This is a genomic window from Caulobacter sp. BK020, assembly GCF_004342605.1.
GTDB lineage: Bacteria > Pseudomonadota > Alphaproteobacteria > Caulobacterales > Caulobacteraceae > Caulobacter.
Genome location: NZ_SLZL01000003.1, coordinates 104,655 through 129,539 on the forward strand (window position 1 = coordinate 104,655; position 24,885 = coordinate 129,539).

Sequence of the window (24,885 nt, forward strand, 5' to 3'; positions counted from 1 at the left end):
TCTCACGTGACGGATGAGGTGAGATCATCTCGTATGCGTCGTTTGCCGCCCCTGTCCGCCCTTCGCGCCTTTGAGGCCGCCGCTCGGCGTCTGAGTTTCAAGCTCGCCGCCGAGGAGCTGGCCGTAACCCCGACGGCGATCAGCCATCAGGTGCGGCAGTTGGAGGACCATCTGGGTCTGGCCCTGTTCGTGCGCGGGCCGCGCCGGGTGACGCTGACGAGGGCGGGCGCGCGCCTGTATCCGGTGCTGATGGACGGCTTCGACGCCTTCGCCGAGGCGATCGCCGCCCTGGCGCTTGGCGGCGGCCGGCGAGTGGTGACCCTGTCGGCGACGGTGGCCTTCACCGCCAAGCGCCTGGCGGGGCGGGTCGAGGCCTTTGGGCTGGCCCATCCGGACCTCGATCTACGATTGCTGGCCACCGACGATCCGGTGGACCTGCGGGCCGGCGAGGCCGACGCGGCGGTCCGCTATGGCCTTGGACCCTATCCGGGACTGATCTCGGAGCCGTTGATCGACGACCGCTTCGCGCCGATGTGCAGTCCGCGCCTGGGGCTGACCGGGCCGCAGGACCTGGCGGGTCAGGCGCTGATCCACGCTGAATGGCGGCATCCGACGCCCGACACCCCCACCTGGCGGCTTTGGGCCCGCCAAGCCGGGCGCGCCGACCTGGATGTCGAGGCCGGGCCGCGTTTCACCGACGACACCCACGCCATCCAGGCCGCGGTCGCGGGGCAGGGGGTGGCGTTGGCCAGCCTGACCTTGGCTGCCGACGAGCTGGCTTGCGGCCTGCTGGTCTCGCCTTTCGGTCCAGCCCTGGCCGGTCGGCGTTTCGAACTGGTCTATCCGCCGGCCGCCCGCGACAGTGAGGCGGTGTCGGCGCTGCGGGGGTGGCTGGCGGCGGCGCTGGAACAGGACGCCTCCCTCTCCCGCAAGGGAGGGGAAATCTAGGCGATGATGTCCGGCGTCAGCAGGTCTTCCAGCCGCACGATCTCGTCCTTCAGGGCCAGCTTGCGGCGCTTGAGACGGGCGATCTGCAGCATGTCGGGCTGGGGTCGCTCCTCGAGGGCCTCGATCGAATCCGACAGGTCCTGGTGCTCCTCGCGCAGGGCCGCCAGGCGCCGTTCGATGGCGACGTCGGAATCGTCGGAAGGATCGTCGTCGTTCATGGACGCTCCTCCATGCCAAGCCTCGGGCGCGTGCTCGCGGCGGTGATAGATAGCAAAGCCTGACAGCCGGTAAAGGGCCTCACGCTGCAGGCCCGGCCAGCGCGTCGGACAGGGCCCGCAGGGCGGCCTCGCGCGGTGGGTCGCCGGACGCCCGGGCGGCCTCCAGCAAGGTGTCGAACACGTCCAGGGCCGGTCCGGGCTCGCCGCTTAGGGCTTCCAGGCTTTCCATCAGCACCTTCTCGCCGTGCAGCTCGACGTCCTTGACCGCGTTGCGGAAGTCCTCGCGCCCGCCGTCGTCGATCCCGGGCCAGGACGGCTTGATCGCGCGGCGGATGGCGCGCAGGGGCGAGCCGACCTCGGCGTCCCAGCGCTTGACCAGCTGGGCGGCGGCCTTGACGTCGGCCGCGCGACCTTCGCTGGCCCGCCAGGCGGCCCACAGCAGATAGGGCACGTTCTGGCCGTGTCCGTCCTGCAGCGACAGGCACGCCCCTGCGACCGACGGTCGCACATAGACCTCCAGGGCCCACTGCCAAAGCCGCATCGTCGTTAATCCCCCGCGCCCTTTCAGGCCTCTCCGGTGATGGTCGCCAAGTCCTCGCCCCAGCGCCGGACCGGCCGCCAGGAGAGGCCGAACAGGTCGAGCGCGCGGCCCACCGACTGGTCGACCATCTCGGCGATCGACTGCGGCCTGGCGTAGAACGCCGGAAGCGGCGGAGCGATCACCGCGCCCATCTCGGCCAGCTTTGTCAGGGTGCGCAGGTGGCCCAGATGCAGCGGCGTCTCGCGCACCATCAGCACCAGCGGACGGCGTTCCTTCAGGGTCACGTCGGCGGCCCGGGTCAGCAGCGAGGCCGTGACGCCCGTGGCGATCTCGCTCATCGTCCGCACCGAGCAGGGGGCGATGATCATTCCCAATGTGCGATATGAGCCCGACGCGATCGCCGCCCCAATGTCGCCCACGCGATGAACAACGTCCGCCTTTTCATTGACCTCGCCGACGGAAAATCCAGTCTCCTGCGAGAGGGTCAGGGCTGCCGATTTGGACAGGACCAGATGGCTCTCCACGCCCAGTTCGCGGCAGGCGTCCAGGGCTCGCAGGCCATAGATAACCCCAGAAGCGCCTGAGATTCCGACGATCAGACGAGGTTTTTCCAAGGGGGCCTGGGGCCTGGCCAGCGGGTCCGACATGGTGAATTTTCGTCCGTCCTGGGAGCAAGCTGCGCCAGGTCAAGCGCCGCCGATTGCAATCATATGTGATCTGACAGCTTCGGCCAGCGGGTGTTGACTTGCCTCTCCACCAGCAAGGAGCCGACAGCCATGGCCATCGAATCCCGTATCCGCGAGCTTGGGTCCCGTCACGAGAGCCTCGACCGCACGATCCAGGAGGAGACCCGTCGTCCCGTCAGTGACACCACCCTGCTCAGGGAGTTGAAGCGGCAGAAGCTCAGGCTCAAGGAGGAGATCGAAGGCCTCAGGGCGCGACTTCACTAGCCCCCTCTGGCCATCGCGCGCCTGAAGCCGCGGTGGCCGCCGGAGGAGGCCGAAAACAGAAAGGCCCGCGCCGTGCAGACGGCGCGGGCCTTTTGCTTGGCTGCGAGGCTTAGTCCTCGTCGTCCTCTTCGTCGTCGGCCACGTAGGTCGACTTGCCGAACACGTCCTCGGCCTTGGGCTCGATGCGCGCGGCGCGGATCGCGGCCTCTTCGTCCTCGTGGTCGTCCGGCAGAGCGCTGGTTTCCGAAGCCGGACGCAGGGTCGGGTCTTCCGGCAGGATGCCCTTCTTCAGGTCGTCCTTGGCCTTCTTCTCGGCCGCCTTCTTAACCAGGGCGTCCAGCTCCAGCTGGCCGACCAGGCCCAGGGTCACCGGATCGACCGGCTTGATGTTGGCCGCGTTCCAGTGCGTGCGGGCCCGGACCTGCTCGATGGTCGACTTGGTGGTGCCCAGCAGCTTGGAAATCTGCGCGTCGGTCACTTCGGGGTGGTGGCGCAGGAACCAGGCGATGGCGTCCGGACGGTCCTGGCGGCGCGACACCGGGGTGTAGCGCGGGGCCTTCTTCTGCGGCTTCAGCAGCTCGGCGTGGCGGCTGACCTGGGCCTTCATCCGATAGTCCGGATTGGCCTGGGCGCGGTCCAGCTCCTCGCGGGTCAGCTGGCCGTTGCCGATCGGGTCGGCGCCGCGGATGTCGCGCGCCACTTCGCCGTCGGCGATGCCGCGGACCTCAAGGGGGTGCAGGCCGCAGAAATCGGCGATCTGTTCAAAGCTCAGCGACGTGTTGTCCACGAGCCAGACGGCCGTCGCCTTGGGCATCAGGATGTCGGACATGCGGTCCTCCAGAAATGACGGCGCCCGACCTTGCGGCCGGGCGGGATGTTCAGCCTGGAGCTATAATGCGGTTCTTCGGGAAAGGGAACGGGGATCGACGCGACGATCAGTCCAGCAGCGCGATCAGCTTGTCGGCGTCGTGGGGCGCGGCGCTCTTCACGTCGTTGTCGAAGTAGCTGAACGTGTCCAGGCCGTCGGCGCGCCAGGCCTGCAGCCGCTCGGCCCAGGCCTGCAGCTCGGCGTCGGAATAGCGTCCGTGATAGTGGCCGCCTGGGCCGTGGCCGCGCACATAGGCGAAGTCGGCCGTCGCCAGCCAGGGCGAGGGGGCGTCGTGGTGGTCCGAGACGCAGAAGGCGACGCCGTGGTCGCGCAGAATGTCGAAGACGGCGTCCTCGTACCAGCTGACGTGGCGGAACTCGACCGTGGTCCGCCAGCCTTTCGGCAGCCAGCCCAGGAACCGCTTCAGCCGCTCGTCGTCCCGGTGCAGCATCGGCGGCAGCTGCACCAGGGCGGGGCCGCGCTTGCCGCCCAGCGGCTTCATCCGGTCGAACACCAGATCGACGCTGTCTTCGCAGTCCTTCAGCTTCTTGTTGTGAGTGATGTAGCGCGAGACCTTCCAGGCGAAGCAGAAGCCGTCGGGGACCTGCTCGGCCCAGGCGGCGACGGCCTTTTCGGACGGCAGGCGATAGAAGCTGCCGTTGATCTCGGTCGTGTCGAAGCGGCTGGCGTAGTAGGCCAGCCGGTCCTTCAGCTTCACCGTCTCGGGATAGAACGGCCCCCTCCAGTCGTCATAGGTCCAGCCGGAGCAGCCGATGCGGGGGCGATGAGGCATGGACAGGGAACGCGAGCCGTCCTGGCCGGTTCACTCGCCCCGCCCGGCCACGTAGGGCGCCAGTTCCTCTCCGAGCTCCGCGTTGCGGGCCTCGCGCTCGCGCGCCGCGACCTCGTCATAGAGGAAGGGCAGGAAGGCGAAGCGGCGACCGGCGACGATGGGGTCGACCATGTGCAGCAGCGAGCACGAGAACACCACCGCGCCGCCGGTCGGCGCGCGGTAGCGGCGCGGGCCGAACTCCGGAAAGGACAGGTCCCCGCCTTCGTAATCCTCGGCGTTGAGGTTGATGGTCACCGCGAACCGCCGGTGTGCGGTGCCGGCGGTGGTGTTGTCGCGGTGGGGCCTGAAGTGGCCGCCCTCGGCCGCGTCGTAGCAGCCGACCAGGTAGCGCTCCATGCGGGTGGCCTTGAACTGGAACGCCTTGGCCACCTCGGGGATCAGCCGGGTCTGGACGCGATTGGCCACGGCCTGGCGGAGGGCCGGATCGACCAGGTCGTGGTCGCTGCGTTGCTTGTGCGAGGCGTCCAGGATCAGTCGCGTCTTGCCGTCGATGTCGCGCATGAAGCCGGAGGCCTGGCCGCCATGGGTTTCGTAGGTTTCGATCAGGCGGCGGCAGAGGTCGAGCTCGAACACCCGCGGCAGGATCAGCACCGGCGCGTGCAGCCACGTCCCCGCATGGTCGGCGGGATCCGGGGCGGCGGCGATGAAGTCGAGCACGACCCTGGTGTCCGTGATCGAGGCCTTGAAGACGACGCGCAGCTGCGGATCCAGGACCAGCCAGAATGGATGATAGGCCGTGGTCGCTTGCGTCCTCGCTTCGGTGTCGGGGGCGGCGCCGTAGAGCCGGCTGACCGCCAGATCGTGGTCCCAGAACCAGCGCACGCCGGGCAGGTCCTGGGCCGCCCGGCCCTGGGCTTCGTCCGCGGGGTCGATGCTGACGCCGAAGAAGCAGGTCTTCACGTCGTCGAACAAGGACCGCCCTTGAGCGACCTCGGCCAGGGCGGCGGCGACCAGCGGATGGCCCGCGGATCCGGCGAAGCACAGGGCGATGTAGCGCCCGGCGATGGTGTGGAAGCTGAACCGGGGATTGGACGTCGAGCGGGCGACGAACCACGGCGCCGGTTCTCCCACCCGGGGGCCAGGCAGGGGGGGAGGCGGGGCGGAGCCTGGGGCGCTGTCGAGGGGCGCGGCGAGGTCGGTCATGCCAGCAGCACCACCTTGCCCACGTGTTCGCCCGCCTCGAGGTGGGCGTGGGCGGCGGCGGCGTCTTCCAGGGGGAAGGTGGCGTCGATCACCGGCGCCAGCTTGCCGGCCGCGATCCACGGCCAGACGACCCGCTCGATCTCGGCGGCCAGGCGGGCCTTTTCGTCGGCCGAGCGCGGGCGCAGGGTCGAGCCGGTGATCACCGCGCGCTTCTGCATGATCTTCATCACCGGAACCTCCAGCACCGGCCCGGCCAGGGCGGCGATGTAGACGATGCGGCCGCCGGTGTTCAGGGCGTCGAGGTTGCGCTCCAGATAGCTGGCCCCGACCATGTCCAGCACCACGTCGACCCCGCCGGCCGCCTTGGCGACCTCGGCGAAGTCCTCGGCCTTGGCGTCGATGGCGATGTCGGCGCCCAGGGCCAGCGCCTGGGCCTTCTTGTCGGGGCCCCGGCCGGTGGCGATCACCCGCGCGCCGTGGGCCTTGGCCATGGCGATCGCCGTTGTCCCGATACCGGACGTCCCGCCGTGAATCAGCAGCGTCTCGCCAACCTTCAGCGCGCCATGTTCGAACACGTTGGCGAACACGGTGAAGACCGTCTCGGGCAGGGCGGCGGCGTGGGCGAAGTCGAAGAGCCCATCGGAATTGGCGGGGATCGGCAGGGCATGGCGGGCGTCGACCACGGCGTACTGGGCGTAGCCGCCGCCGCCCAGCAGGGCGCAGACCTTGTCGCCGGCCTTCCAGCGTCCCGATCCGGTCACCACCTCGCCGGCGACCTCCAGGCCCAGGGTGGCCGGGGCGCCGGGCGGCGGCGGGTAGAACCCCAGGCGCTGCAGCAGGTCCGGACGGTTCACGCCCGCCGCCCGCACGCGGATCAGGATCTGGCCCGGACCCGGCCGCGGACGCTCGACGGTCTCGGGGCGGAGCGCGTCGGCCGCCCCCTTGCCGCCCTCGACGGCGATCGCGGTCATGGTCTGGGACATCGGGTCGGACATGGCGGAACATCCCGTGAGGCTTGCGTCGCGCCCTTGGTAGGCGTCAGATGAAGGATCGAAAAGGGGTCGAAAAAGGGAGACCGATCCGATGATCGAAGAACCGGTCGAGCCGCGCGCCTTCCGTGGCGACGCGCTCAACGCCACGACGCACGAGGACCTGGAAACCTATGGCGTGACGGAACTGGAAGAGCGGATCGAAGCGCTGGAAGCGGAAATCGCCCGCACCCGCGCGCAACTGAGCAAGAAAAAGGCGGGGCGCGACGCGGCCAATGCGCTGTTTGGTCGCCTGGACTAACGATCGGTTTACGCTAACTGGCGGACTCTCCGGTTCGCCTGACTCGGAGACTTGAGACTCGGACATCGAGCTTGGATCGGACCTTGGGGCGGGGCGGTCGCGAAACGGGACGATCATGTCTGGCACGGGGGTTGCAGTCCTCCTGTCCGGCGGGACCTTCTCGCGGCCTTTCGAAGGGGCATTGAGTAGCTATGACCGAGTTGAACGTGGCCGCGGCCCCCTGGCGTGCTGGCGTGATCCAGGATTTCGCTCGCTCCGAGCTTTTCGACCGGACGTTCGAGGAGGGCATGACGCTGGTCGAGGAGACCGCCGCCTATCTCGACGGGGCCGGACGCCACGATAGCAAGATCCTCTCGCGCAACGCGGCGCTGGCCTACGCCAGCGAGAGCATGCGGCTGACCACCCGGCTGATGCAGGTGGCCTCGTGGCTGCTGGTCCAGCGCGCGGTCAAGGAGGGCGAGATGGCGGCCGAGGCCGCCTGCGCCGAGAACTATCGCCTGGGCCTGGAAGCCGGCGAGGCCGCCGCCGTCGAGGACCTGCCGTTCGGCCTGGTCAACCTGCTGCAGCGCTCCGAGCGGCTCTATGAACGCGTCCGCCACCTGGACAAGCGCATGTATCTGGAAGCCGCCGCCGACGAGGAAGCCCCCCGTCCGGTGCAGGCCCAGTTCGACCGCCTGACCGCGGCGTTCGGGGTGGCGTGATTTCACTCGATCGTCAAGAATCCACAGACCCGACATGGGTTTGTCTGAAATCGAGGCCGGTGTTCAGGTGAAGATCAATCGGGGGGCTTTTCCGGCATGGTTTCCATTGGCTGCGCTAAGCGCCATCGGCTGCTCGTGGCTGCGCTTGGGGGATTTAGCGCTGTCCTCCTGCTGGGCTCGGCGCCGGTCACGCCATCCGGCGGACCACAAAGCGCCCCAAAGGCCGCCCCAACAACCGCCAAGCCTAAGCCCGCCAGCCACCAAAGCTTGACGAGTTACGAGCGGGAATCCCTCGCTGTTGATCGTGTCGCGAACAACATCGGGGAGCGCGCGAATCGCATCGCTGAGGCTCAGCGCATCTATGGGCTCTTGCAGTTGATCCTGAGCCTTTTCGGCGTCGGCTTCACCGGCGCCGCGGCCATCTTCGCCTGGCGCGCGACCCACTGGGCCAAGAATGCCGCTCTAGAAACCAAGCGGAGCGCCGACGCGGACAACGCCGCCCTTGAGGCCACCCAAGCGGGTCTGGAAGAGGCCCGCGTCGATGCCGCCAAGCAGGAAGAACGCTTCGCGGCGCAACTCGCCGTGGCCCATCGGCAGGCCGACGCCGCCGTGAAGAGCAACCAAGCCTATCTGTCGGTGATTTCCGGCTCGATTGAACTGGTACGCTACGGCATCAACAGCCTCTCTCCGCCATACCCTGAGTTCAAGCTGGTTCTTGTTGTGGAGAACATTGGAAAGTCTCCCTGTCCAAGGGGAAATATTGAGGTATCGGCGAGCACCATAGCGGCTCCTCCGTTCGCCAAACACAATTCTCCCTACACCTTCGACTGCTCTGGGTTGAGCTTTATCAATGGCATAGCAGCCGGCACGCGCAAGGAGATTGAGATTAGGGTTCGCCCAATTGGAGGGCCGAACCAGATGGAGGCGAACTACGTTCAGTATAACTTCAATGGGGACGACGTTTACTCGATATTTGGCGGTCGCGGCACGTTGAGCTTTCACAACTTCCTTGATGGCAGGGATGAAATCAGTCTCTTTTTTTCCACCGCGAGCGACGTTGAGGAAAACCCGTTCGGGCGCTACCCGGCGCTCATCGGCGCGGTCTATCCGCTCGAAATTGACGCCATCTACATGGGCCGCGCTCGCGTTCAAGAGCAGAACGACCAGCAGGCTACCTAGCGGCATAGGTCTCCTCTTTTGAGACCTAGCTTCGACTGCTCTCGCCCGTAGAGGTGTTTGCTACATAATACCAGTCATCCTCCGACTTATTCGGGGAGGGCAAGCCTAGCTTGTGGTTTTGGCCACGTATCGGCTTCACCGCTGCTTCGGTTCCCCGCTTAGAGGGGGATGGCGCGCGTTTATGGCGAAAAGGCCAAAAGAAACGAAAAAGGCCGGCCCGCGTACGCGGAACCGGCCTTTCGTCGCCCTTACGGCGAGAAGCGTGGAACGCTTACTTCTTGGCGGTGAAGCCGGCGAACTTGGCGTTGAAGCGCGAGACGCGGCCGCCGCGGTCCATCATCTGGGCGTTGCCGCCGGTCCAGGCCGGATGGACGCGCGGATCGATGTCCAGCGCCAGGGTGGCGCCTTCCTTACCGTAGGTCGAACGCGTCTGGTACGACGAGCCGTCGGTCAGGGTGACGGTGATGAAGTGATAGTCGGGGTGAATGTCTTGTTTCATCGGGCGATCCAACCGACTTGAAGGCGGCGTGAGATTGTGGGCGGGCGCCAAACCTTGCGGGTGGCTCTCGGAGACGCGCGGCTATAAAGAAAGCGCGCGATTTTGGCAAGGGTCAGTTGATGAGCGACGTGAACGCGGGCGAGATTTCGGCCGAAGGCAGGCCGAGCGCGGGCGCGGAGCTGGTGCAGAACCTGGCCGAAGCCGCGAACCGCCGGCCGCGCCGCAAGGACATCCGCCCGCTGGCCCACCTGCTGCCGTTCGTGCGCCGCCACATCGGCGACGCCCTGGCCGCCGGCTTCTTCCTGCTGTTCTCGACCAGCGCCACCCTGGGCCTGACGGCGGCGTTCAAGGGCGTGATCGACAAGGGCTTCGCCCCTGAAGCAGGAGGAGGGGGCTCCGGCGACGCGGTCAACACCGCCTTTCTCGGCCTGGGCGCGGTGGCCCTGGTGCTGGCGGTGGCCACGGCGCTGCGCTTCTTCTTCGTCACCCGGCTGGGCGAGCGGGTGGTCGCCGACCTGCGCCGGGCGCTGTACGGCCACACCCTGACCCTGGACCCGGCCTTCTTCCTGAAGACCCGCACGGGCGAGGTGCTGTCGCGGATGACCACCGACATCACCATCGTCGAGACCCTGGTGGGGACCTCGGCCTCGGTGGCGCTGCGCAACACGCTGAGCCTGATCGGCGGCCTGGGCTACATGGCCGTGGTCAGCCCCAAGCTGGCCGGCTTCATCGTGCTGATGGTGCCGGTGATCCTGGCGCCGATGTTCCTGCTGGGCCGCAACGTGCGCAAGCTGTCCGTCGCCGCCCAGGACCGGTTCGCCGACGCCGTCGGCTATGCCGGCGAGAGCCTGGACGCGCTGGACACCGTCCAGGCCTTCGGGCGCGAGGCGGCGGCCGACACCCGGTTCGGCGGCGCGGTCGAGGCGGCCTACAAGGCCTCGGTTCGCCGGATCAGCGCGCGGTCCGGCATGACCGCCGTGGTCATCGTCCTGGCGTTCGGCGGCATCACCCTGCTGCTGTGGATCGGCGCGCACATGGTGCTGTCGAACGAGATGACGCCCGGCACCCTGGCCCAGTTCGCCCTGCTGGCGATCATGGCGGCCGGCTCCGTCGGGGCCCTGGGCGAGGTCTGGGGCGACGTCCAGAAGGCGGCCGGAGCCATGGAGCGGATCTCCGACCTGCTCAATTCCGAGCCTGGGATCGCCGCGCCCGAGAAGCCCCGGACGCTGCCCGTCCCGGCCCGGGGCGCCATCGCCTTCGAGGGCGTGACCTTCGCCTATCCCGGACGACCCGACCTGCCGGCCCTGAAGGGCTTCGACCTGGTCGTGAAGCCCGGCGAGACCGTCGCCCTGGTCGGTCCGTCCGGCGCGGGCAAGAGCACGGTGCTGCGTCTGCTGTTGCGCTTCTACGATCCGCAGGCCGGCGTGGTGCGGCTGGACGACGTCGATCTGCGAGCCGCCGACCCCGCCGAGGTGCGCGACCGCATGGCGCTGGTCGCCCAGGACAGTCCGCTGTTCTCCGGCTCGGCCCTGGACAACATCCGCTTCGGCCGCGAGGACGCGACCGACGAGGAGGCTCGCGCGGCGGCCGACGCGGCCCAGGCCACGCCGTTCATCAACGCCCTGCCGCAGGGCTTCGACACCCCGGTCGGCGAGCGGGCCAAGACGCTGTCGGGCGGCCAGCGCCAGCGCCTGGCCATCGCCCGCGCCCTGGTCCGCAACGCGCCGATCCTGTTGCTGGACGAGGCCACCAGCGCCCTGGACGCCGAGAACGAGCGCCTGGTGCAGAAGGCCCTGCACGACGCGATGAGCGAGCGCACCACCCTGGTCATCGCCCACCGCCTGGCCACCGTGCTCAAGGCCGACCGCATCGTGGTCATGGAGGACGGCCGGGTCGTGGAGCAGGGCACTCACGCCGAGCTCTCGGCCCAGGGCGGGCTCTACGCCAAGCTGGCCCGGCTGCAGTTCGGGGTGGAGGCGGCCTAGGGTCTTGGGCGTCGGCAATCGACTACTTGTAGCCGCCTAGGACGGCGCCGCCTTCTCCTCCCGCCGGATCACGTCGACATGCTCGAGTTGGAGTTTGAGCGCGGCGATCGCCTCGTGCTCCGGCAGGCCCTGTTTCTCGGCCCAGTCGATGACCACCGAGAGCGCCTCGCCGATTCGGCCCAACTGGCGGCCGTAGCTGCCGACCTCGTCGAGGATGCGCGCCTCGACGTCGGGGGCGGACGACTTGCCGAGGTTGATGCTGAACAGGCTGACATTGCCCATGCTCCAGGACCACGGATTGATCGTCTGGGTCAGCTGGCTGGGGGCGAGGGCGAGCTTGAAGTCGGGCATGGCGGGACTCCCGGGAGGATGGCGCAGTATCAACGCTGGGCTGTGTCTCGGCGCCGGACATCTTCCGGGGCTGAGCGACAATCGCGCATGGGCCCAACCCTTAGGCGCCATCTGACGCGGATGGGGACAGGCACATGTGCCTGTCCCCGATCGTCATGTCCCTGATCGTCAGGCCGCCTCGCGTCCCGCGACGCCATCCAGATCCACGCCCAGTCGCTTCCGCAGCGCCTCCCGTCCCAGCGTCGTCAGCCGCGCCGCCCGGCTGCCGGCGACCGTCTCGATCCAGCCCAGGGCGACCATGCGAGAGAGCAAGCTGACGCCCAGCGGACCGGCCAGGTGATGGCGGCGCTCGGTCCAGTCCAGGCACTGACGGGCGACGCCGCGCCTTGAACGCATCGCGTCGAGGTCCAGGCCCAGGTCCTCGAACCAGGCGCGGCCCTCGGCGCTGACGTCGTATTGCTTGTCGTCGGCGGGGCAGAGGAAACCCTGGGCCACCAGGGCGTCGGTCACCGCTATGCCCAGCCGGCCGGCCAGGTGGCCATAGCAACAGCGGCCGTCGCGCAGGGCGCGGGCCTGGGGCGAGCGCGGCTGCTCCAGCGAGCGGACTGGCGCGGCCAGGCAGGCCAGGGCTTCCAGCGCGTGGGCGACCTCGGCGCTGGCCAGGCGGTAGTAGCGGTGGCGGCCCTCGCGCTCGACGCTGACCAGCCCGCCGTCCACCAGCCTGGCCAGATGGTTGCTGGCGGCCTGGGCGGTCAGGCCGGCGGCCCAGGCCAGGGCGCCGGCCGGGTGGGCGCGCCCGTCCTGCAGGGCCTGCAGCATGGCGGCCCGGCCGGGATCGCCGATCAGGGCGGCGGGGGAGGCGATGTTGGCTTCCATGACGCGAAACATAGCGGGCGAAGGCCGCGAATGCTTCACTCGTCGCTGTAACATTTCGGGCCGAACCGGGCGAAGGTCGCGCCATGACCCACGCCCGAGTCGCGTCCCCCGCCCGTCCCGCCGGCCTGCCGCTGATCCTGGTCGCCGCCAGCTTCGGCTTCACGATCGTCCAGCTGGACGTGACCATCGTCAATGTGGCCCTGGACGCCATCGGCCGCGAGTTCGGGGCGCCGACCGCCAGCCTGCAATGGGTGGTCGACGCCTATACCCTGCTGCTCGCGGCCCTGCTGCTGTCGGCCGGCGCACTGGGCGACCGGTTCGGACCGCGTCGGGCGTTCCTGGTCGGACTGGTGCTGTTCGCCGTGTCGTCGGCGGCCTGCGGCCTGGCCCGCGACGCATTGCAGCTGGTCCTGGCCCGGGCGGTCCAGGGGGCGGCGGCCGCCCTGCTGGTGCCGCCGTCCCTGGCCCTGATCGCCCACGCGGCGGCCGGCGACGACCGGGCGCGCGCCTGGGCCGTGGGCTGGTGGACGGCGGCGGGCGGGGTGTCGATCGCCGCTGGCCCGGTGATCGGCGGCCTGATGATCGGCGCCCTCGGCTGGCGCTGGGTGTTCCTGGTCAACCTGCCGCTCTGCCTGCTGGGCGCGGCCCTGACCCTGGCCTTCGCGCCCGAGGTCCCGCCGCGCGAGAAGCGGCCGCTGGACCTGCCTGGCCAGGTTCTGGGCTTCATCGCCCTGGCCTGCCTGGTCGGGGCGGTGATCGAGGGCGGTCACCGCGGCTGGGGCGATCCCCTGGTGGCCGGCGCCCTGGTCGCCGGGATCGCGACCGCGGCCGCCTTCGTGTGGGTGGAGATCCGTAGCCCGCACCCCGCCGTGCCCCTGGCGGTGTTCCGCAGCCGCATGGTGTGGTCGGCGGTGGCGATCGGGGTCGGCGTCAACTTCACCTATTACGGCGTGATCTTCGTGCTGGGTCTCTTTCTTCAACGTTCCGCTGGCTACAGCGTGTTGCACGCTGGCCTGGCCTTCCTGCCGCTGACGGCCACCTTCATCGTCTCCAACCTGCTGAGCGGCCGGGTCGCCCACCGGTTCGGACCGGCGCGGACCATGGCCGGCGGCGTGCTGGTGGCGGCGATCGGCTACGCCCTGACCAGCCGGCTGTCGCCGTCCACGCCCTACGGGTTGATGATCCCGGGCTTCCTGCTGATCCCGGCCGGCATGGGTACGGCGGTGCCGGCCATGACCAGCGCCCTGCTGGCCAACGTCGACCGCCATCTCTCGGGCACGGCCTCGGGGGTGCTGAACGCCTGTCGGCAAGCCGCGGGCGCGGCCGGGGTGGCGGTGATGGGCGCCCTGGCGGCCGGCGGACCGGACCGGATCGCCGCCGGCCTGCGGTCCTCCGGCCTGATCGCCGCGGCGGTGCTGCTGGGCGCGGCCTGGGTGGCGTGGCGCAGCGAAGGACGGTCGCCCTCCAAGGTCGGCTAGCCGACAGCAACCGAATGAAATATCGGTCGTTTTCGCCATCGACGGCGCAAAAGGACAGTCGCCGCGGCTTGAAACCACGCCTGCCATGAGGTCTCCTGCACCTTGGCCGTTGTCGCGGTCGGGAAGGAACACGGGCATGGTGAACACCCGTGATCAGGGACTCGCTGTGGAGACGGTCGCGCCGGATCAGATGCGCGGGCGGATCGAGACGTTTGACTGGACGGTCACGCCGCTCGGACCACGTGAGATCTGGTCGCCCAGCCTGAGGTTCGCTGTCGACATGATCGTCGCCAGCCGGTTTCCCAGCGCTCTTCGCTGGGGCCCCGAACTGGTGCTGATCTATAACGACGCCTATGCGCCGATGCTGGGCGAGCGCCATCCCCGCGTCCTGGGCAAGACCTTCGCCGAGGCCCCGCCCACCTCGGCCGCCGAGTCCGAGGCGCCGGAGCGGGCGATCCTGGCCGGCGCCAGCGGCGGCACGATCATCGAGGAACTGCCGCTTTCCACCACCCATCCGGACGGCTCGGTCAGCGAGGGCTATTTCACCATCCGCCTAAGCCCGATGCCCGACGCCGCCGCCCCTTCGGGCGTGGGCGGGGTGCTGATCGCCCTGACCGACGTCACGCGGAAGGTGCGGACCGAACAGGCGCTGCGGGCCAGCGAGGAGCGCTATCAGCTGGCCCTGCAGGCGGCCAGCGGGGTGGGCACCTGGGACTGGGACATCGTCGCCGACAAGGTCTATGCCGACGCCCGCTACGCGGTGTTCCACAATGTCGATCCCGAGCGCGCGGCGCAGGGGGCGCCGCTGTCCGAATTCACCAGGGCCCTGCATCCCGACGATTACGAACGATTGCTCAGGTCGGGCCGCACCAGCCTGAAGACCACGACCGACTTCCTGGAGGAGTACCGGCTGATCCAGGCCGACGGCTCGATCCGCTGGGTCCAGACCCGCGGCCGGGTCGAACGCGACGCCAAGGGCTGGGCCGTCCGGCACCGTGGGGTGATGGTCGACATCACCGGCCGCAAGCGCACCGAGCAGGCGCTCGAGGCCGCCGAGGCCGACCTGCGCATCGCCGTCGATGCGGCCGGCCTGGGGCGCTGGGATCACAATCCGCAGACCGGCGAACGCTTCTGGGACAAACGTTGCCGCGAGATCTACGGCTTGCCGGACGGCCCGATCGAGAACCCGCTCAACGCTTTCGAGCGACTGGTCCATCCCGATGACCTGCCGGGGCTGATGGACGCCGCGCGGATCGCCATGGACCCGGCGGGCGACCACACGATCAACCGCGAATACCGGATCCGGCGCGGCGACGACGGGGCGGAACGCTGGATCGAGACCTTCGGCCGCGCCTTCTTCCACGAGGGCCAGTGCGTGCGCTTCGTCGGCGTGGTCTCCGACGTGACCGAGCGCAAGGAGGCCGAGGCCGACCAGCTGTTGCGCGAGGCCACCATGGCCCTGGCCCTGGACGCGGGCAATGTCGGCACCTGGGACTTCGATGTCCGCAACCGGCAGCTGCGCTGGTCCGAGCGCGGCTACGGCATGTTCGGCATGGCGCCCGGGACGGACGTGGGCCTGGACGACTTCTACGCCGCCATGCATCCCGAGGACCGCGAGGCCACGCGCCAGGCCCTGCTGGCGGCGATGAACCCGACCCTGCGCAGCGACATCGACGTCGAGTATCGCACGATCGGCCGCGACGACGGCCTGGAGCGCTGGATCTCGGCCAAGGGGCGGGGCTTCTTCGACGAGGCGGGGAAGGCGACGCGCGTGGTCGGCGCCACCGTCGACATCACCGAGCGCAAGCGGGCCGAACTGCACCTGCGGCTGCTGGTCAACGAGCTGAATCACCGGGTCAAGAACTCGCTGGCCACGATCCAGGCCATCGCCGCCCAGACCTTCCACGCCGCCCGCTCGCTACCTCAGGCCCAGGAGGCGTTTTCGGCCCGCATCGTCGCCCTGGCCGAGGCCCATGACCTGCTGACCCGCGAGAACTGGGAGGGCGCCGACCTGCTGGACTTGCTGGCCCGGCTGGAGGTCCTGCACGGCGGCGCCGAGCGCTTCGCAATCGTCGGCGGATCGGTGCGGCTGTCGCCGCGCATGGCGCTGTCGCTGTCGATGGCCCTGCACGAACTGGCGACCAATGCGGTCAAGTACGGGGCGCTGTCGGCGCCTTCGGGCCAGGTGCGGATCACTTGGACCGTGGTTCCAGGTCCTACCCAACCACGTCTGGTCCTGACCTGGACCGAGACCGGCGGGCCGCCGGTGCAGCCGCCGACCCGGCGCGGCTTCGGCTCACGCCTGATCGAGCGCGGGCTGGCGGCGGAGCTGTCGGGCCAGGCCCATATCGATTTCCAGCCGGAGGGCGTGGTGTGCCGGATCGAGGCGGCGCTGGACGGTTAGGGCGTCTTTTTCAAGCAGTGAACGCTTCAGGAATCGACCGGCGCCGGCGCCTTGGCGGGCCCGGGCTTCAGGGCGGCGGCCACCGTGGCGACCAGGGCCATCAGAGCCACGGGAACCAGGGCCAGCAGCCAGACCACGACGACAAGACCCAGCTGCAACACGCTGATCGCCACGACCAGGGGCTTGGATTCCTTGCGGTGGTTCCGGTGGTTCCGGGAGCGGAACGTCGCGCGGACGGCGGGCATAGGTGCTCTCAAGCTCTACGTCCCCCGACCCGACAAGCAGCCTACCGGCGCTGTCCCATCAGGAAAATCGGGTAAAACCCTAAACGGCGCTTTACCGTGTCCGAAGGTTCCGGGCGATCTGGGCGTCGCTGCGCCGCAGACTCAGCAGGGCGGCGCCCGCCAGGCCCAGCGGGATCAGGGCCCATGTCCAGAAGCCCGCCACGGCGATCCCGGTCGCCCCGGCCAGCAGGGCCGAAACCAGCATCTCGGCGACCGTGGCCATCCACGAGGCGCCCCCGCGCCGCTTGAACTCCGAGCGCTTGCCGGGCCGCTGGTGCCAGATGTTGATCAGGCCGCTGCTCCAGGCCGCCAGGGCGGCGCCCAGGGCTGTCCAGGCGCCGGCCGCCGGCGCGAACCAGGTCAGGACGGCGATCGGCAAGGCCAGGAACAGGGCCACCGGAACCAGGGCGGCGGCGATCTTGGCGCGGCGCAGGGTGCGGATCCTGGCCGGCGACACCGCCAGCAGGTCGGGCGCCTCCTCGGCCGACAGGGTGATCCAGGCCAGGCTCCCGGCCACCTGTCCGGCCAGGAAGGCCACCACCCCGGCCCCGCCGGCCAGGGCCGCTCCGGTCCCGTGGGCGGCGTTGCGGCTGAGCAACAGGGCGGTGGGGACCAGGTACAGCACCCGCAGCAGCACCTGCGACAACAGGGCCGCGTCGCGCGCGATCAGCAGCAGCTCCTTGTGCAGGGTGGCCAGGAAGGGGCCGGCGGCGAAGGCGCGGCGGGCCTGGCCGCGGGTCGCCCGGGCCGGCCGCGCCGTGGTCTTGCCCTGGGTGGCGGCCGCCGCGTCGGAGAACTGTCGGCCCAGGGTTAGGGCGGCCACGGCGAACAGCGCCGCCGACCCCGCCAGCAGGGCCAGCAGCGGCAGGGGCTCGCCCAGCATGGCGCGCAGCGGCAGGCTCATGGCCGGGCCCGGATGCAGCCGCCCCTCCTGCGCCTGGCGGGTGATCTCGGCGAACAGGCTGTTGCTCCTCTGCTCGCCCAGGAGGGTGCGGGTCTGGCTGACCAGGAAGAAGGCGGCCCCGACCAGCGCCGCCATCACCTGGGCCACGGTGCGGGTGCGGCGCGGACCGATCAGGGCGAACAGCGCCATGGCCAGCAGCAGGCCGACGGCGGTGGAAGCCAGGGCCAAGGACCCCAGCACGCCGAACACCCCGATCCAGCCCGGATGGCCCCAGATCACCGACGGCAGCAGCAGCGGCGTCACCAGGATCAGGAAGATGGTGATCACCCCGCCCGCCACGCCCAGCGAGCGCACGAACAGCACCTTGGCCGGCCCGATCGGCGAGGAGAACAGCAGGTCCAGGTCGCCCCGCTCGTACAGCGCCTCGCTCGATGCGCTCAGGGTCTGGGACAGCATCAGGGTGAAGATCACGGCGCCGCCCAGGGCCGCCAGGCTGATCGAGATCGGATTGATCGGGACCTGGACGTCGTGCAGGCCCAGGGCCGCAAGCACGCCGCCGGTCAGCAGCATCGCCGCCACGACCAGAAGGCTGACCAGGCCGCGCGCGCCCTTGCCGGCCCGGCCGGCGCGGAAGTTGCGCCAGTACAGCCGCATCTCGTGGGCCAGCAGCCAGGGGATGGAGCCGGGCGCGGCCAGGGTCACGCGGCGTCTCCGCCGCGGGCGGTCAGTTGCAGGAAGACGTCCTCCAGGCTGGAGTTTCCACGGCCTTCGCCAGCCTGGCCGCGCAGGGCGTCCAGCGTGCCCTCGGCCAGCAGGCGGCCGCCGGCGATGATGCCGATACGGTCGGCCATCCGCTCGGCAACCTCCAGGATGTGGGTGGTCAGGATCACCGTGCCGCCGGCGTCGACGCGCTCCTGCAGCATGTCCTTGACCAGGCGGGCGGCGGCGGCGTCCAGGCCGGTCAGCGGCTCGTCCAGGATCAGCAGGCGGGGATCGTGGATCAGCGCCCCGGCCAGGGCCACCTTCTGCTTCATGCCGCGCGAGAAGCCCTCGCAGCGGGTGCGGGCCTCGGCCGCCAGGCCCAGCTTGGCCAGCAGGTCCTCGGCCCGGGCCTTGGCGGCCTTGGGCTCGACGTTCCAGAGGCCGGCGACGAACTCCAGATATTCCAGCGGCGTCAGCCGATCATAGACCATGGCCTCGTCCGGAGCCCAGGCGGTGATCGCCTTGGCGGCCGCCGGGTCGGCCAGGGCGTCGATCCCGAAGATGCTGATCGCGCCCTTGTCGGGCCGGGTCAGGCCCGCGACCATCCGCAAGGTGGTGGTCTTGCCCGCGCCGTTCGGCCCCAGCAGGGCGTAGAGTTCGCCAGCATGGACGGTCAGGTCCAGGTCCATGACCGCCGGCTTGGTGAAGGTCTTGTCGAGGCCGCGAACGATCAGAGCTTCGGTCAAAGCGCGGCGTCTCCCCGTGTGGCGCGCGAGGATGTGAACGCGATTGCGGCGATGGTTTCAAGCGGGAGCGGCGCGGGCGAAGAATTCGTCGCTGGTCCTCAGGCGACTACGATCCGCGCGTGGGTGAAGGCTTCTGCGTAGTCCGGCGTCAGGGGCTGGTCCGTGACCAGCACGTCGACGTCGGTCAGGTGCGCCGTCCGGATCAGGCCGTAGCGGTCGAACTTGCTGGCGTCGGCGGCCAGGATCACCGTGCGGGCCTTGCCGTAGACGATCCTGTTGGCGGCGGCCTCGCCCGAATGGAAGTCCATCAGCCCCTGGTCGCGACTGATCGCCCCGACCGACAGCACCGCCAGGGTGGGGGTGAACTGGGCCAGGTAGTCGCAGCTGCGATGGTCGAAGAAGGCCTTGTACTGGTAGTCGAGCTCGCCGCCGGACAGGAAGACCCGGTTGTCGTTGCGGCCGCCCAGCTCGGCGCTCACAGCCAACGAATTGGTGATCACCGTCAGGGACCGGTGCTGGCGCAGGGCCTTGGCGACGTAGTAGCTGGTGGTGCCGCTGTCGATATGGACGATGCCGCCCTCGGGAACCAGGCCGGCCGCGGCCCGGGCGATGCGCTGCTTGGCCTCGGCGTTCTCGCGCAGCCGCAGCTCGAACGGCCCTTCCACCGCGCCCAGCGGCAGGCTGACCGCGCCATGGCCCTTGGAGATCGCGCCGGTCGCTTCCAGCACCTTGAGTTCGCGGCGGATGGTCTCCTCGGAAACCTGAAGCTCCTGGGCCAGGTCGCGGACGGCATAGGCGCCGGCCGCCTGGACGCGGGCGATGATCGCCTGTTGCCGAACCCGTCGCTTGGTCATGCTGGCTCCCCGAAACTGACGGAGAAATGACCGACTTGCATGCAAGACGTCAAGGTCGCTGCGGGTGCTGCGCGAAATTCCACAAATTATGAGGTGTAAATGTGGATATAGCGCGATATACGCATTTTTCAGTCAAAATTGTCGCAGAACTGACGCGTAGGGTCCCTAAGGAAGGCGCCGAACAGACGGACCCGCTGGGGGGCCGCGCCTGAGCTGGTGACACCATGACCCGATCGACCTTCGGCGGCCTCGACGCCCCTCGCGCCGATCACGCGTGGCGTTCGCGCGGCCGCTGGCTAGCCGGAAGCGCCGCCGGCGCCCTGCTCCTGGCGACCCTGGCTCCAGCGGCGCACGCGGCGGACCTGAACGACGACGGCGGCGATGTCTCGGCGGTGGTCGTCAACGGCAAGCGCAACGCCAGCGCCGCCCAGCAGGTTGAGGCGATCGGCGCGACCAATGTGCTGTCGGCCGACCAGATCCAGCGCAATCCGGACCAGAACGTGGTCGACGCCCTGGCCCGCCTGCCGGGCGTCTCGGTCTCCCCGACCGACAACATGGGTTCGCCGTCGCAAGGCAATCACCACGGCATCGACGCGGCGGGGCGAGGCGAGGGCTCGTTCGTCAGCCTGCGCGGCCTGAACGGCGCCTACAACGTCAACCTGCTCAACGGCGTCAACGCCGCCCAGGGCATGCCCTACAGCCGCCAGATCGAGTTGAGTCTGCTGCCGCCGGTCGGCCTGGACCGGATCGTGGTGTCCAAGACCTCGACCGCCGACATGGACGGCGACGCCATCGGCGGCACGATCGACTTCCGCACCCCGACCGGGCTGGACTTCAAGGCACCGATGACCCGGATCTATGTCCAGGCCGGCCTGGCCCAGCTGCCGCTGCGCTATGGCCTCAAGGGCGGTTCGGGCCTGGCCCAGGCCGAACTGGCCCGCCGTTTCGGCGCCGACGACCGGTTCGGGATCTACGCCACGGCCTATTACGGCAAGCGCAACTTCGCCTCGACCATGCAGGACTACCAGGCCGGCCAATGGGAGCACGCCATTTCCGACGGCGAGCAGGGCAGCAACCCGGTCGGCATGGACAAGAGCGACAACCTGCTGCTGACCAGCCTCAACGCCCAGTTCACGCGTGGCCGCCAGACGCGCTACGGCGCCATCGCCTCGCTGGACTGGGAGGGCGAACGCACGACGCTGTACGCCCGCGGCAGCTTCGCCCGCTCGAACATCGACCAGGAAGTCTACCAGAAGAGCATCCAGGCCGACGGCTATTCGGCCGCGGTGCTGCGGCCCGACGGCCTGTATCAGAACGCCGAGGACGACGGCGAATACCACTACTGGTTCGAGACCTCGCCGGAGGTTTCGGAGTTGGACTCGTTCCAGCTGGGCGGCCAGTCGAAGTTCGGCCGGCTGGCGGTGGACTACAACGCCTTCTACAGCTGGGGTGAGAACTCGGCCCCCGACCACGCCGAGATCACCTACCAGACCAGCGCCGACAACGACCTCAACGGCCCGTTCACGGTGACCTATCGCGACCGCTATCCCATTCCACAGCTGACGCCGGCACAGCTGGCGCGGCTGAACGACAGCCGCCTGTTCCTGGTCGGCGAGGACAGCGGCGAGTTCACCAGTTCCCACAGCGAGCAGCGCAAGACCGGCGGCAAGCTCGACTTCCACTACGATTTCGATCGCGACGTGCTGCGCGACGTGGCGTTCGGCGCGAAATATGTCGAGAGCCGCCGGCAGACCAGCTCGCGCGACTACAGCGGGCTCAATCCCTATCCGGCCGGCTCGACCCTGGCCGACAGCCCGCTGATCGACAGGACTCTGGGCCAGACCATCAAGGGCGTCTATCCCTACGCCCTGCCGATCGGCGACGGCGCGGCCCTGACCGACCTGATGGCTGGCCTGGCCAAGGCCCAGGCCTTGTCGGCCGACGACTTCAACAAGAACAGCCTGTCAGGCACGGAAAAGGTCTCTTCCGTCTACGTGCTGGCCAACCTGAAGCTGGGCGTCGTCGAGGTGCAGCCGGGCCTGCGCTACGAGCACACCGACATCCACGACACGTTCTGGAACCAGATCACCAATCCGGACGACAGCCCCGGCGCCTCGGCCTTCGCGTCCAACCAGACGACGTACGACTTCGTGCTGCCCAGCGTGCACGCCAACTACCGTCCCGACGCCGAGACGGTGGTGCGGGTCTCGGTCTGGCGCAGCTATGTGCGGCCGGCCTTCTTCCAGCTGGCCGGCGGTCGCACCACCTCGCTCAACCCTGACGGCTCGATCGACATCACCGAGGGCAATCCGAACCTGAAGGCGATCTCGGCGGTCAATTACGACGTCTCGTACGAACACGCCGGCGCCAGCGGGACCCAGGTCATGGTGGGCCTGTTCCTGAAGGACCTGTCCAACTACCTCTATGACCGCGGCAACACGTACCGCGCCCAGGCCGTGGCCCAGACGGGGATTTCGTCGATCAGCCGGCCCGAGAACGGCGGCGACGCGCGGGTCTACGGTCTCGAGGTGTCCGCCCGCCGCCAGTTCGCCGAACTGCAAGGCTGGCTGGGCTGCCTGGGCGTCAGCGGCAACCTGACCCTGCAGCGCTCGAAGGTCGACCTGAAGGACCCCGACACCGACAGCGGCATGCGGATGCAGGGCTCGCCGGACCTGCTCTACAACGCCTCGCTGTTCTACGATCGCGACGGCCTGACCGCGACCCTGTCCTACCGCTACGGCGGGCCGACCCTTGTCAGCTACCGGTTCGGCGACTACGGCGGCGCGGATCTCAACGAGTGGCAACGCGCCACCCGCAGCGTGGACGCCAGCGTGGCCTACCAGTTCCACAGCGGGCTGAAGCTGACCCTGTCGGCCTCGAACCTGCTCAACGACTACGGCTACTACCGGACGGTCGGCCGCGACAGCGGCACGATCCCGCAACTGGTCTCGTCCGGTCGCAACGCCTTCATATCAGCGGCCTATAGCTTCTGATCCCTTCCTCGCCCGGCCGCTTCGTGCTCCCCCTAGCGAAGCGGCCCAACCGGAGCGTTCCATGCCCTTCACCCGACGCCGTTTCATGAAGACCGCTTCGGGTGCGGCGTTGGGCGCGACGGTGGCCAGCGGCCCCGCCCGGGCGACATCGTCCGGGCGGGGTTCGATCCAGGACGTCGAGCACGTGGTCATCCTGATGCAGGAGAACCGCTCGTTCGACCACTATTTCGGCGCCCTGCGCGGCGTGCGCGGCTTCGACGATCCGCACCCGGCGCTCAAGCCGAACGGTGACCCGGTGTGGATGCAGAAGCAGCTGGACCAGGACGGCGGCGAGACGGTCATGCCGTTCCGCCTGAACACCGGCGCCACCGCCGCCCAATGCCTGTCGGGCCTCGACCACAGCTGGAAGGGCAGCCACGACCGCTGGAAGAACTACGACGTCTGGATGCCCGAGAAGGGCCCGATGAGCATGGGCTACCTGACGCGCGAGGACATTCCCTACTACTACGCCCTGGCCGACGCCTTCACGATCTGCGACGCCTACCACGCTTCGGTGCATGGGCCGACGGGACCCAACCGCCTGTTCCTGTTCTCGGGGACCAACGGGCTCAGCGTCGGTCAGGTCACGATCTCGGCCGTCTCCAACGAAGGCTCCGACGACAACGGCTGCGCCGACATGGCCAAGGACGACCCGGCCTTCCCGGGCTACGCCTGGACGCCCTACGCCGCGCGCCTGGAAGCGGCGGGGATCAGCTGGAAGGTCTACCAGGAGTACGACAACTACAGCGATAATCCGCTGGCCTACTTCCCGATGTACCGCAACCTGGATCGCGGCTCCGCGGCCTACCAGCGCGCCCGGGCCTGGGTGGCGGGATCGACCAAGGAGAACGTGCCGGAGACCACGGGCCAGCACCTGATCGACGCCTTCGCCGCCGACGTGGCGGCCGACACCCTGCCGGCCGTGTCGTGGATCGTCGCGCCGTTCAAGCTGTGCGAGCACCCCGACGCGCCGCCGGCCTATGGCGAGACCCTGACCGCCCGGCTGGTCGCAGCCCTGGGCGCCCATCCCGAGGTCTGGAAAAAGACCGTCTTCATCCTGAACTATGACGAGAACGACGGCTTCTTCGACCACGTCCCGCCGCCGATCCCGGCGATCCGGCCCGAGCTGGGCGCCAGCACGGTCGACCTGCGCGGCGAGGACTATCATGGCGAACCGGTCGGCCTGGGCTTTCGGGTGCCGATGCTGATCGTCTCGCCCTGGACGCGCGGCGGCTGGGTCAATTCGCAGGTCTTCGACCACACCTCGGTGCTGCGCTTTCTGGAGCGGCGGTTCGGCGTGGCCGAGCCCAACATCGGCCCCTGGCGGCGGGCGGTGTGCGGCGACCTGACCTCGGCCTTCGACTTCGACATTTCCGAGGCCCAGCGGCGCGACACCCGCTGGCTGCGACAATTGCCCGACACCGGCGACTACAAGGCGCGCAGCGACGCCAGCTGCCGCCTGCCCAAGGCCACCTACGCCCAGCCGCCGGCCATGCCGCGCCAGGAGCCCGGCGTCCGGCCCGCCCGGCCGCTGCCCTATGACCTGGAGGTCCTGGCGCACTGGACCGACAACCAGCTGACCCTACGGTTCCTCAACCGGGGCGAGGCTGGCGCGGTGTTCACGGTCTATCGCGACGGCGACGACAGCGGCCCTCGCTATTACACGGTCGAGGCCGGCAAGAGCCTGTCGGGCGTCTGGACGACGGGGCGATCCACCGGGGGGCAGGGCTTCACCGTCCATGGTCCAGCCGGCTTCTATCGCGCGTTCCGAGGCGGCCGCGCCGCGGTTTGAACCGCCGCCGCCGCGGCGCGGTTGACCAAGCCCCGGAAACCGGGACCTGCCCGCCACCGCCCATGCGCCGCTGGGGCGACGGTCTCCCGACGTTCCAGCTCAGGCTTTCCGAGTGGCGTGGAACACGTAACCCAGATGGGTCGACCGCGATGGATTCGCCACGCGACCGCCCTCAAACGTTCTAATTTTGTCCGAGTATATGGTCGCCTGGGCCGACCACCGCGCGAGCGGTCCATCGGCGCCCGGGGCGCCGAAATCAATGCCCCGACATGGAAGGCAATGTGCCC

At 69.2% G+C, this 24,885-nt stretch carries 24 protein-coding genes; 10 read left to right on the top strand and 14 right to left on the bottom strand.

Going from position 1 to position 24,885, the window contains the following annotated elements; all coding sequences use genetic code 11:
- Positions 1-33 precede the first annotated feature (33 nt).
- Positions 34-948 carry a LysR substrate-binding domain-containing protein gene (locus tag EV278_RS04575; RefSeq protein ID WP_132087188.1) on the top strand — a complete coding sequence of 305 codons (915 nt, stop codon included), beginning with the start codon at positions 34-36 and terminating at the stop codon, positions 946-948.
- Here the strand turns inward: EV278_RS04575 and EV278_RS04580 are convergent.
- The 3 genes from EV278_RS04580 to EV278_RS04590 all read right to left on the bottom strand — a co-directional run bounded on the left by EV278_RS04580 (position 945) and on the right by EV278_RS04590 (position 2,354).
- The gene (locus EV278_RS04580) at positions 945-1,166 is read right to left on the bottom strand and encodes a DUF465 domain-containing protein (RefSeq protein ID WP_132087191.1); all 222 of its coding nucleotides are present in this window, start codon (positions 1,164-1,166) and stop codon (positions 945-947) included. The genes EV278_RS04575 and EV278_RS04580 overlap by 4 nt on opposite strands.
- A gap of 79 nt (positions 1,167-1,245) precedes the next feature.
- Positions 1,246-1,707 carry a TIGR02444 family protein gene (locus EV278_RS04585; protein WP_132087194.1) on the bottom strand — a complete coding sequence of 154 codons (462 nt, stop codon included), beginning with the start codon at positions 1,705-1,707 and terminating at the stop codon, positions 1,246-1,248.
- Positions 1,708-1,730: 23 nt separating this feature from the next.
- Positions 1,731-2,354: a UbiX family flavin prenyltransferase gene (locus EV278_RS04590; RefSeq protein WP_132087196.1), complete on the bottom strand. Its 624-nt coding sequence runs from the start codon at positions 2,352-2,354 to the stop codon at positions 1,731-1,733.
- A 129-nt stretch (positions 2,355-2,483) separates the two neighbouring features.
- Between EV278_RS04590 and EV278_RS04595 the strand changes: the two genes are divergently transcribed.
- Positions 2,484-2,657 (top strand): DUF465 domain-containing protein, encoded by a 174-nt coding sequence (locus EV278_RS04595; RefSeq protein ID WP_035018606.1) that lies wholly within the window; start codon positions 2,484-2,486, stop codon positions 2,655-2,657.
- Positions 2,658-2,766: 109 nt separating this feature from the next.
- Here EV278_RS04595 and EV278_RS04600 read toward each other — a convergent pair whose 3' ends face one another.
- From EV278_RS04600 to EV278_RS04615, 4 genes are all read right to left on the bottom strand, one after another.
- Entirely contained in the window at positions 2,767-3,486 is a 720-nt protein-coding gene (locus EV278_RS04600) for a cell cycle transcriptional regulator TrcR (RefSeq protein WP_132087199.1), read from the bottom strand.
- A 106-nt stretch (positions 3,487-3,592) separates the two neighbouring features.
- Positions 3,593-4,318, bottom strand: coding sequence for a DUF72 domain-containing protein (locus EV278_RS04605; RefSeq protein ID WP_132087202.1), 726 nt, complete (start codon positions 4,316-4,318; stop codon positions 3,593-3,595).
- Between the two features lie 30 nt (positions 4,319-4,348).
- Positions 4,349-5,521, bottom strand: coding sequence for a 2OG-Fe(II) oxygenase (locus EV278_RS04610; protein WP_207905437.1), 1,173 nt, complete (start codon positions 5,519-5,521; stop codon positions 4,349-4,351).
- Positions 5,518-6,504, bottom strand: a complete 987-nt coding sequence (locus EV278_RS04615; protein ID WP_132087867.1) for an NAD(P)H-quinone oxidoreductase — start codon at positions 6,502-6,504, stop codon at positions 5,518-5,520. Before EV278_RS04615 ends, EV278_RS04610 begins: the two co-directional genes overlap by 4 nt.
- 100 nt (positions 6,505-6,604) lie before the next feature.
- Between EV278_RS04615 and EV278_RS04620 the strand changes: the two genes are divergently transcribed.
- From EV278_RS04620 to EV278_RS04630, 3 genes are all read left to right on the top strand, one after another.
- Entirely contained in the window at positions 6,605-6,811 is a 207-nt protein-coding gene (locus EV278_RS04620; protein ID WP_132087205.1) for a DUF1192 family protein, read from the top strand.
- A gap of 191 nt (positions 6,812-7,002) precedes the next feature.
- Positions 7,003-7,512, top strand: coding sequence for a DUF1465 family protein (locus EV278_RS04625; RefSeq protein WP_132087208.1), 510 nt, complete (start codon positions 7,003-7,005; stop codon positions 7,510-7,512).
- A gap of 96 nt (positions 7,513-7,608) precedes the next feature.
- Positions 7,609-8,691: a hypothetical protein gene (locus EV278_RS04630; RefSeq protein WP_132087211.1), complete on the top strand. Its 1,083-nt coding sequence runs from the start codon at positions 7,609-7,611 to the stop codon at positions 8,689-8,691.
- 271 nt (positions 8,692-8,962) lie between these two features.
- On the opposite strand, the gene rpmE is transcribed toward EV278_RS04630, so the two are convergent.
- The gene (gene rpmE / locus EV278_RS04635) at positions 8,963-9,190 is read right to left on the bottom strand and encodes a 50S ribosomal protein L31 (RefSeq protein ID WP_035072266.1); all 228 of its coding nucleotides are present in this window, start codon (positions 9,188-9,190) and stop codon (positions 8,963-8,965) included.
- A 116-nt stretch (positions 9,191-9,306) separates the two neighbouring features.
- On the opposite strand from rpmE, the gene EV278_RS04640 reads away from it, so the two are divergent.
- A complete protein-coding gene (locus EV278_RS04640) occupies positions 9,307-11,175 on the top strand; it encodes an ABC transporter transmembrane domain-containing protein (protein ID WP_165916525.1) in 1,869 nt (622 codons plus the stop codon).
- A 36-nt stretch (positions 11,176-11,211) separates the two neighbouring features.
- On the opposite strand, the gene EV278_RS04645 is transcribed toward EV278_RS04640, so the two are convergent.
- Complete coding sequence (locus EV278_RS04645) at positions 11,212-11,526, bottom strand: hypothetical protein (RefSeq protein WP_132087228.1); 315 nt, start codon at positions 11,524-11,526, stop codon at positions 11,212-11,214.
- Between the two features lie 168 nt (positions 11,527-11,694).
- Positions 11,695-12,402, bottom strand: a complete 708-nt coding sequence (locus EV278_RS04650) for a winged helix-turn-helix domain-containing protein (RefSeq protein WP_132087231.1) — start codon at positions 12,400-12,402, stop codon at positions 11,695-11,697.
- A gap of 83 nt (positions 12,403-12,485) precedes the next feature.
- On the opposite strand from EV278_RS04650, the gene EV278_RS04655 reads away from it, so the two are divergent.
- Positions 12,486-13,880 carry an MFS transporter gene (locus EV278_RS04655; RefSeq protein ID WP_132087234.1) on the top strand — a complete coding sequence of 465 codons (1,395 nt, stop codon included), beginning with the start codon at positions 12,486-12,488 and terminating at the stop codon, positions 13,878-13,880.
- 136 nt (positions 13,881-14,016) lie between these two features.
- A complete protein-coding gene (locus tag EV278_RS04660; protein WP_132087237.1) occupies positions 14,017-16,284 on the top strand; it encodes a PAS domain-containing protein in 2,268 nt (755 codons plus the stop codon).
- A 26-nt stretch (positions 16,285-16,310) separates the two neighbouring features.
- Here EV278_RS04660 and EV278_RS04665 read toward each other — a convergent pair whose 3' ends face one another.
- From EV278_RS04665 to EV278_RS04680, 4 genes are all read right to left on the bottom strand, one after another.
- Positions 16,311-16,529 (bottom strand): hypothetical protein, encoded by a 219-nt coding sequence (locus EV278_RS04665; RefSeq protein WP_132087240.1) that lies wholly within the window; start codon positions 16,527-16,529, stop codon positions 16,311-16,313.
- 91 nt (positions 16,530-16,620) lie between these two features.
- Positions 16,621-18,174: a hypothetical protein gene (locus tag EV278_RS04670; RefSeq protein WP_132087243.1), complete on the bottom strand. Its 1,554-nt coding sequence runs from the start codon at positions 18,172-18,174 to the stop codon at positions 16,621-16,623.
- Positions 18,171-18,863 carry an ABC transporter ATP-binding protein gene (locus tag EV278_RS04675; RefSeq protein WP_243692095.1) on the bottom strand — a complete coding sequence of 231 codons (693 nt, stop codon included), beginning with the start codon at positions 18,861-18,863 and terminating at the stop codon, positions 18,171-18,173. Before EV278_RS04675 ends, EV278_RS04670 begins: the two co-directional genes overlap by 4 nt.
- A 155-nt stretch (positions 18,864-19,018) precedes the next feature.
- Positions 19,019-19,774, bottom strand: a complete 756-nt coding sequence (locus EV278_RS04680; protein WP_132087248.1) for a DeoR/GlpR family DNA-binding transcription regulator — start codon at positions 19,772-19,774, stop codon at positions 19,019-19,021.
- Between the two features lie 224 nt (positions 19,775-19,998).
- Here EV278_RS04680 and EV278_RS04685 point away from each other — a divergent pair, with 224 nt between their 5' ends.
- Both EV278_RS04685 and EV278_RS04690 read left to right on the top strand, forming a co-directional pair.
- On the top strand, positions 19,999-22,767 hold the full coding sequence (locus tag EV278_RS04685) for a TonB-dependent receptor (protein ID WP_132087250.1): 2,769 nt from the start codon (positions 19,999-20,001) through the stop codon (positions 22,765-22,767).
- Between the two features lie 61 nt (positions 22,768-22,828).
- Positions 22,829-24,598 carry a phospholipase C, phosphocholine-specific gene (locus tag EV278_RS04690; protein WP_207905438.1) on the top strand — a complete coding sequence of 590 codons (1,770 nt, stop codon included), beginning with the start codon at positions 22,829-22,831 and terminating at the stop codon, positions 24,596-24,598.
- Positions 24,599-24,885 lie beyond the last annotated feature (287 nt).